The 8,452-nt window shown below is 71.7% G+C and carries 6 protein-coding genes; 5 read left to right on the top strand and 1 reads right to left on the bottom strand.

Features of this window, described 5'->3' with window-relative positions; genetic code table 11:
* The 3 genes from VP06_RS29525 to VP06_RS29515 form a co-directional block, all read left to right on the top strand.
* Positions 1–486 (top strand): amidoligase family protein (locus VP06_RS29525; protein ID WP_048467386.1); only part of this gene is annotated, 486 nt, incomplete at its 5' end.
* Positions 487–683: 197 nt separating this feature from the next.
* Positions 684–1,688, top strand: coding sequence for a tryptophan--tRNA ligase (trpS, locus tag VP06_RS29520; RefSeq protein WP_048467385.1), 1,005 nt, complete (start codon positions 684–686; stop codon positions 1,686–1,688).
* Positions 1,689–1,887: 199 nt separating this feature from the next.
* Positions 1,888–2,913, top strand: coding sequence for an LLM class flavin-dependent oxidoreductase (locus VP06_RS29515; RefSeq protein ID WP_048467384.1), 1,026 nt, complete (start codon positions 1,888–1,890; stop codon positions 2,911–2,913).
* Between the two features lie 49 nt (positions 2,914–2,962).
* Here the strand turns inward: VP06_RS29515 and VP06_RS37445 are convergent, their stop codons facing one another.
* Positions 2,963–6,466 carry an esterase-like activity of phytase family protein gene (locus tag VP06_RS37445; protein ID WP_053082088.1) on the bottom strand — a complete coding sequence of 1,168 codons (3,504 nt, stop codon included), beginning with the start codon at positions 6,464–6,466 and terminating at the stop codon, positions 2,963–2,965.
* Positions 6,467–6,714: 248 nt separating this feature from the next.
* Here VP06_RS37445 and VP06_RS29505 point away from each other — a divergent pair, with 248 nt between their 5' ends.
* Together VP06_RS29505 and VP06_RS29500 are read left to right on the top strand one after the other, a co-directional pair.
* Positions 6,715–7,881, top strand: a complete 1,167-nt coding sequence (locus VP06_RS29505) for a metallophosphoesterase (protein WP_425350965.1) — start codon at positions 6,715–6,717, stop codon at positions 7,879–7,881.
* A gap of 360 nt (positions 7,882–8,241) precedes the next feature.
* Positions 8,242–8,452 (top strand): SDR family NAD(P)-dependent oxidoreductase (locus VP06_RS29500; RefSeq protein ID WP_048467382.1); only part of this gene is annotated, 211 nt, incomplete at its 3' end.

Raw genomic sequence — 8,452 nt, 5'->3', positions numbered from 1 at the left:
GTGCTGCTCGGCTCGCTCGGGCTCCACTTCAACGTCGAGCCGCCGGATCTCGACGCCGCCACCCTCACCGGCCTGCTCCGGGCCTATCTCCGGTCCGAGCCGGACCTGCGCCGGGCCACCGCGGCGGGCGGGTTCCTGGCCGCCCGCGGCCTGCCGCCGCCCTTCCCCGCTGCTTACGTCGCCCGGGTGCTCGATCCCGGCTACCGGCCCGACCTCGACGGCCTCGCCCGCGACTATCTTTCCGCCAACCCGACCCGCCACCGTGGCCTCGACCTCCTGCCGCTCCTCGCCCATCGCGACGAGGCCGGGGTCCGGGCGGCCCTGCCGCCGGACGAGAAGGTGAGCCCGCGCCCGGTGCTGCATTACCGGATGCCGCAGGCGCATGTCGGGCTCGCGGGCTGGAGCCTGGCGCCGGCCTGGAACCGGTGGGTGGGGGTGGAGGAGATGGCGGAGGCGGACGGCCCGCCGGCGGCGCGACCCGCTTGAGCGGGCCGCGAATCCCGCTTACCCTGTCCCCGATGACCGAGAGCCGCTCCCCCCGCGCGACCATCTGGTGGCGCTTCCTCTAAGGAAGCGGCCCGTCGTCATTGCGTCACGACCGATGCCGCCGTCCGGTGGGCACGGTCGTTCTTCGGTTTCACGGCACCCTTCGGCACGGCGGCTTTCCTCCGAAAGAGCCCCCGATGCCGTGCAAATCCGTCATCCTCACCGGCGACCGCACCACCGGTCCCCTGCATCTCGGCCACTATGCCGGCTCGCTGCGCAACCGCGTGGCGTTGCAGCACAGCCACCGCCAATACCTGCTGCTCGCCGACGCGCAGGCGCTGACCGACAACGCCCACGATCCGGCCCGCATCGCCCGCAACGTGATCGAGGTCGCGACCGATTACCTTGCGGTCGGCATCGATCCGGCGGTGACCACGATCTGCGTGCAATCGGCCCTGCCGGCGCTCGCCGAATTGACCCTGCTCTACCTGAACCTTGTCACGGTGGCCCGGCTGGAGCGCAACCCGACGATCAAGGACGAGATCCAGGCCCGCGGCTTCGGCCGCGACATTCCGGCCGGCTTCCTGTGCTACCCCGCCGCCCAGGCCGCCGACATCACGGCGTTCCGGGCGACCCTGGTGCCGGTGGGCGAGGACCAGGCGCCCCTGATCGAGCAGACCAACGAGATCGTCCGCCGCCTCAACCGTCAGGTCGGTCACGACCTGCTGCCCGAGGCTAGGTCGCTGATCCCGGAGATCGGGCGGCTGCCGGGCGTCGACGGACGGGCGAAGATGAGCAAGTCGGGCGGCAACGCCCTGCCGCTCTCGGCGTCCGACGCCGAGATCGCCGCGTCGGTGCAGCGGATGTACACCGATCCCGGCCACCTGCGCGCCTCCGATCCGGGCCGGGTCGAGGGGAACGTGGTCTTCACCTATCTCGACGCCTTCGATCCCGATCCGGAGGAAGTCGCCGGCCTGAAGGCCCATTACCGGCGCGGCGGTCTCGGCGATGCGGTGCTCAAGGGCCGCCTCACGGGAATCCTGTGCGACCTCCTCGGGCCGATCCGCGAGCGGCGGGCCGCCATCGCCCGCGATCGGGATCATGTCATGGACGTGCTGCGGACCGGCACGGCACGGGCACAAGCCCTCACCACGCAAACCCGCGACGCCGTGCGGGACGCCCTCGGGCTGTTCCGGCTATGAGAGGCTGCTGTTCCGCTCGCGGGAATTGATCGCCACCGCGTCATTCCGGGGCCGCGACGGCGCAGTCCGGAATGCCGATGGAGGCTTCAAGCTCGGCAGGGAAATCCGGCCGATGCCGCGCCTTCCATGCGCTGCCGCAATCCCATCCTTGCACCCACGCGCATTTCAAACCCGCCCCGGCCCATCCATCTTGTCCTCCATGACACAGACCCTGCACTTCGGCCTCGACACGTTCGGGGACGTCACCGCCCGGAACGGCGAACTCCTGTCCCACGGCCAGGTCATCCGCGACGTGGTCGCGGAAGGAATCCTGGCCGACCAGGTCGGGCTCGACTTCTTCGGCATCGGCGAGCACCACCGCGAGGATTTCTCGGTGTCGTCGCCCGAGATGGTGCTGGCGGCGATCGCCGCGCGCACCGAGCGCATCCGCCTCGGCTCGGCCGTGACGGTGCTCAGCTCGGACGATCCGGTCCGGGTCTACCAGCGCTTTTCGACCCTGCAAGCGGTCTCGAACGGCCGCGCCGAGGTGATCCTCGGCCGCGGCTCGTTCACCGAATCGTTCCCGCTCTTCGGCTACCCCCTCGACCAGTACGAGACCCTGTTCGAGGAGAAGCTGGAGCTGTTCGCCGCGTTGCTGGCCGGCGGGCCCGTGACCTGGCGGGGCACCACCCGGGCGCCGCTCGAGAACCAGTCGGTCTTCCCGACCCCGGAGACGCCGCCCAAAACCTGGATCGGCGTCGGCGGCAGCCCGAACTCGGTGGTGCGGGCGGTCCATCACGACCTGCCGTTGATGCTCGCCATCATCGGCGGCGAGCCGCAGCGCTTCCGGCCCTACGTCGATCTCTACCACCGGGCCTGCGCCCAGCTCGGCCGCAGGTCAAGGCCGATCGGCGTCCATTCCCCGGGCTATGTCGGCGAGACCGACGCGGCCGCCCGGGAGGACTTCTTCGCCGATTACAAGCGGATGCGCGATCGCATCGGCGCCGAGCGCGGCTGGCCGCCGATGACGCGCCAGGAGTTCGACCGCGAGGCCGATCACGGCTCGCTCTATCTCGGCGGGCCGGAGACGGTGGCCAAGAAAATCGCCGCGACGGTGAGGACCCTCGGCCTCGGCCGGTTCCAGCTCAAGTACAGCGCCGGCCCGCTGCCGCATGACCGGCTGATGCGCTCGATCGAGCTCTACGGCACGAAGGTGGCGCCGCTGGTGCGCGAGATGCTGGGGTAGGTCCCCGCGGCGCCCGCTCCGGCTCGCGGAGCGGGCGCGGGGTCGGCCGCTACCCGACGGTGCCGACGCCGAAGGTGGTGTCGCCGAAGGTCGAGCGGCCCTCGGTCGCGCCGTATTGCAGGTAGTGCTGCATCGGGTCGAGCCGGGCCTGCGCCACGTCGCCATAGGCCGCGAGATAGGCCGTCGAGTCGAAGCCCTTCGACGGATCGCGGCCCTCCTTCCAGCCATATTGGTCGTAATGCATCAGCGGGTCGATCCCCGCCGCCCGGACGTCGCCATAGGCGTTCAGGTAGCCCTTGGTGTCGAACACCGCGTTGGGGTTGCGCCCCTCCTTCCAGCCATAGGTCTGGTAGTGCTCGTAGGCATAGGCGAAGGGGTCCTTGCCGGATGCCGTCGCGGCGCGCGCCACGTCGGCATACGAGAGCAGGTAGAACTCGGCGTCGAAGCCCGGATGCGCCGCGAGGTCGGCGGTCTTGCCGATGGCAGCGTAGATCTCGCGGCCCTCGCCCTGGCCGTATTCGATGAAGTGCCTGAGCGGGTCGAGGCCGGCGGCCTTCACGTCGGGGTTGCGGGCGAGATACTGCTCGTTGTCGAAGGCGGCGGAGGGGTCGCGGCCCTCCTTCCAGCCGACCTGGTCGTACTGGTCGAGCGGGTTCTGGCCGGAGGCACGCACCGTCGGGTTGGCGGCGAGGTAGCCGGTGGTGGAGAACAGCGCGTTGGGATCGCGGCCTTCCTTCCAGCCATAGGTGGCGTAGTGGGTGTCGGCGTCCTGGCCGGCGGCGAGCACGTCCTTGTTGTTCGCCAGGTAGAACAGGTCGTCGACGAGCGGGGCGCCGTCCGCCACCGTCACGGTCGTGTCGGTGAACTGGAAGCGCTCGAAGCCGGTGACCCGGTCCCGGGCCCCCGGCCCGACGATCAGCGTCGCGGCGGCGTCGCGGGTGACGGTGGCGTCGGCGAGGCGGAAGCCCAGGACCAGGGTGTCGGTGCCGGCGCCGCCGTCGATCACGCTCAGGCCAGGACCGGCGGTGACGAGGTCGTTGCCGGCGCCGGTGGCGATGCGGTTGCCGCCCGCCCCCGTGATCGCGTTGTCGAGGGCGTTGCCGGTGACCGCGCCGTCGCCGGTCAGGACCGCGTTCTCGACATTGGACGGCAGCACCACCCGGCCCGAGCCGGCATAGCGCACGGTGTCGGTGCCGGCGCTGCCCTGCGGGGTGCCGAGCGCGGTCGGGTCGCGCACCTCGATCTGGTTGCCGCCGGAGACCGGCGTCACGGAGATCCCGTCATCGGCCCGGATGTCGAGGGCGAAGGCCAGGACCTGTGTGAAGGCGGTGCGGTCGAAGTTGTTGTCCGAGACCAGCACCAGGCTCTGGCGCCCGTCCGGGAGCTTCGGGCCCAGCGTCAGGCCCTCGACGTTGTCGAGGGGGATGCCCAGCGTCGAGAGATCGAACAGCAGCTCCTTCTTCACCGGCGTCACGCCCGGCACGGTGAGCCGGCCGTTCTCGACCTGGGTCGCGAGGGAGCGCCGGTCCGAGACGTCCGTCGCCCCCTCGGTCGAGATCTGGTAGAGCTTGATCGCGTTGCCGACGCCGACCGAGAACGAGCGCTCCAGCGCCAGCAGCGTGCCCCGGTCGTCGAGGGCCAGGAGGTCGACGAGGCCGGCGGTCGAGAAGCCGCTCGCCGGCACGGCCGCGGCCACGACCGGGTCGGTGACGTAGACGAATTCGCCCGTCGCCCGGTCGGTGGCGAGATCGTAGCGCAGGATGCGCGAGGCCGAGCCGCTGGCGGTCGTGCCGGCCGGGCCGTCGCTCGCGAGCGCGTTCTCGGTCGCGGTGTAGAGCGTGCCCTGGTCGGGGGTGACGGTCAGGCTCTCGAAGGCGAGGTTGTTGCGCACGCCCGCGGTGCCGGCGGCGTTCGGGGAATACTTCCCGTCGACCGGCAGGGCCTCGACCTGGGCGCCGCTGCGGTCGAACAGCCGCACGAACGGGTCGGTGAGGCGCTGGGCGGTCGCCTCGCCCTCCGACGAGACGAACACGCCGCGCCCGGTCAGCGCGATGCCCTCCGGGTCGAGGGACAGGGCCGGGAAGGTGGCGCCGTTCTGCGTCAGCCGGGTCACGCCGGTGATCGCGACGTCGCCCTGGTCGAGGCGGCCGTCGGAGAGGTCGACGGTCAGCGTGTAGAAGCGGGCCGGATCGATCTGGCTGCGGTCGTCCGAGATCGCCAGGTAGGTGCCGGCCTTGGCGTCGTAGGCGATGCCCGAGAGGCCGCCGACCTCGGTGCCGGAGAACAGCGTGCCGGTCGGCAGGATCGACTGGCCGAGATAGCGGATCCCCGCCACCTCCTGGCGGCTATCGGCGGTCAGGGCGAGGTCGAGGGAGGTCAGGCGGTGGTCCGAGCTCGGGAAGCCGCCGGGCAGGGACGGATCGAAGGTGCCGACGAGGCGGAACAGCGGGTCGGTGTTGACCGGCCAGAACACGCTGCCGGAGACCGGCTCGAGCCCGACCTGCGAGGGCAGCACGTAATCGACCCGCAGGTTGCCCGGGGCGGTGTCGGCGAAGTCCGCGGTGTCGACGCGCGGGTCGCCGCGCTGGGCGCGGTTGGCGCCGCCCTGGAGCGCCGCCTGCTGCGGCCCGCCGAGGCTCGTCGGGGTCACGCTGGCATCGACCAGCGGGCTGTCGAGGAACTGGCGCGCCGCCTGGGCGACGCTGTCGCCGTCGAGGGGATCGGCATTCTGGTCGCCCAGGATGACGAAGCGCGAGCCGGCCGCGAGCCCGCCGAACTGGCCGCGGTCGTCGTAGATGTAGTCGCCCTTGCCGGGCTGGATGTAGTCGGCGAAGAACCGGATCTCGTCGGCGTTGCGCAGGCCGTTGCGGTCCTCCGGCCCGTCGAAGGTCGGCGGGGTCGGGTGCGAGGCCAGGATGTGGACGGTCTCGCCGGCGACGGTGACCGGCACGTCCCAGTGGCTCTTCGAGGAGAGCCGGAACACGTCGAGTTCGGCGGGGGAGTAATAATCCTGCGGCGCCGCCGTCGCGGTATCGTCGGGCAGGCGGGCGCCGGGCATGTCCTTCCACAGGAAGGTCTGGAAGGTGCGCGCGGCGGAGGCGTCGATCGGGACTTTCGAGAAGATCGCCATGCCGTACTGGCCGGGGAAGTCGCCGAAGCCGTAGGCGTCGTTGCCGTAGCCGGCGGCCCCCGGCGTGGTGACCACCGCGCCGTTGTTGTCGAGGTCGAAGCCCGAGGCGATGCCGGTATTGGAGGGCGCGACGAAGACGTAGGGGTAATCGACCGGGGTGGCGCCGTTCTGCGACACCCTCAGGTAGTTGGTCCGGAAAAGGTCGGCGGCGAGCGAGGTGCCGTTGGGGCCGGCGCGGTCGAAATCGAACTCGTTGACGAGCAGCACGTCCGGGTTGCTGCGCTGGATGATCTCGGCGACGTTGCGCGCCTGGGCGTTGCCCGGCGTGCTCAGGTCGCGCACGAGCTGCCCCTCCGTCGTGCGGTTGAGCGACGCATTGAAGGTGGCGACCCTCAGGTTGCCGAGACTGGGGGACGAGGCCATGGGACGCTTCCTCTGCGGATCCAGCTCTGCGGATCCAGGGGACGAGATCACCCGCGCGACCGTCACTGCACGGATACGCTTGCGACACAGCGTTGCTGAGTTTGTCTGACGGCCGGATGACGTTTCGACGGCTCCCTGTCGTCGACGGGTCCGGGTCCGGTCGGTCTGCGATCGACGAAGGCCCCTCGCCGTCGCGCTCCGGTGCCGGTACGGGAGAGGTGGGCCGGACCGACCACAGGAGACCCGCCATCGCCCCCCTCATCGTCGCGACGCCATGCCTCCTGGTGATCGTCCGCTGGCTCGTGCCCCTCGGGCTGCCGCTTCCCGCCAAGGGCGTGCTCGCCCTGCTGCTGCTCCTCGCCTCGCAGTTCCACCTCTGGAGCCGGCTCTCCTCCGGCTCGGTCTTCGCGCCCGAATTCCCCCGCCCGGTCGTGCTGCTGCTCAACGGGGCCTTCGGGGCGATCCTGCTGCTGGCGGTGCTCCAGATCGCGCTCGATCTCGGCGCCCTGGCGGCGGCCCTGCTGCACCGGAGCCTCGTGACCATCCCGGACGGGGTGCGGTTCGGGGCGGCCGGGCTCGCAGGGCTCCTCGCCGCCCTCGGCGTCGCCAATGCCGTGCGGGTGCCGCCGGTCCGGGACCTGGAGGTGGCGATCCCCGGCCTGCCGCCGGCCTTCGACGGCTACCGGCTGCTCCAGCTCACCGATCTGCATCTGAGCCGCCTCTTCCCGGCCCCCTGGGCCCGGGCCGTAGTGGCGCGCGCCACCATGGCGGGCGCCGACGTGATCGTGATCACGGGTGACGTCATCGACGGTTCGGTGGCGATGCGCCGGGACGACGTCGCGCCGCTCGCCGACCTGCGGGCGCCGGACGGGGTGTGGGCGATCCCCGGCAACCACGAATACTTCTTCGATTACCCGGCCTGGATGCGCCACCTCGCCGGCCTCGGCCTCGGGATGCTGCCGAACGCCCATACCGTGCTGACCCGCGGCGACGCCCGCCTGGTGCTCGCCGGCGTCACCGACGCCTCGGCCCCGGCCTCCGGCGAGGCCGGCCCCGACCTCGCGGCGGCGCTCGACGGCGCCCCGCCCGGCGCGCCGGTCCTGCTCCTCGACCACCAGCCGCGGGGGGCGGCGCGGGCGGCGGCCCGGGGCGTCGCGCTCCAGCTCTCCGGCCATACCCATGGCGGCATGATTCTCGGCCTCGACCGGCTGGTGGCGCGGGGCAATGACGGCTTCGTGTCGGGCCGCTACGAGGTCCCCGGCATGGACCTCCCCGGCTTGGGCCTCCACCGCATGACGCTTTACGTCGGCAACGGCACCGGGATCTGGCCGGGCTTCGCCCTCCGGCTCGGCCGGCCCTCCGAGATGACGCGCGTGACCCTGCGGGCTGCGCCCCGGCCCGGCGACCGGGGCTGAGCGCCGGTCTTCGGGCCGGCCGGCCCCTGACGCCGGCGGAACCCGTGCGGGCGGGACGCGGTTCCTGCACGGCCCGGGCGGTCGTGCGCGGGCCTGCCCGGATCCCAGGATGCGCCGTTCCAGAGACCTCCCTCGGCAGACTTGCGGTGCCCCGCCAACGCACCGTCCGCCGCGTGTCCTGGCATGTCGCGGATCGGTGTCGCAGAACCGGCGGCTAAGCAGATTTCGCCGAAGTGGTCACCGGTTCGGCGATAAAAATCTGCGACAAAACAAGAACCTAAGCGGGCGAAGCGGTGGCCTGCCAACGCAAGCCTGCTTAGGTTTGCGCCATCCGCTGAAGGCCGACCGCGAGCGGCCCGCATGACGAGCGCGGTCGTCGTCGGCGCCTCGGGCGGAATCGGCCGCGCCCTCGTCGCGGCGCTCGCCGCGGGCGGGGCGCACGACACCGTCTTCGCCTTGTCGCGCTCAGCCTCGTCACCCTCGGCCGCGCCGCAGCCAGGGCCCTGCGTGCAATCCCTGCCCGTCGACGTGACGGACGAGGGTTCCGTCGCGGCGGCGGCGCGGCGCGTCG

It is taken from the genome of Methylobacterium aquaticum (genome assembly GCF_001043915.1).
GTDB lineage: Bacteria > Pseudomonadota > Alphaproteobacteria > Rhizobiales > Beijerinckiaceae > Methylobacterium > Methylobacterium aquaticum.
The sequence above is the reverse complement of the archived record's forward strand: the minus strand, read 5'-3'. Positions and strand labels throughout refer to the sequence as shown.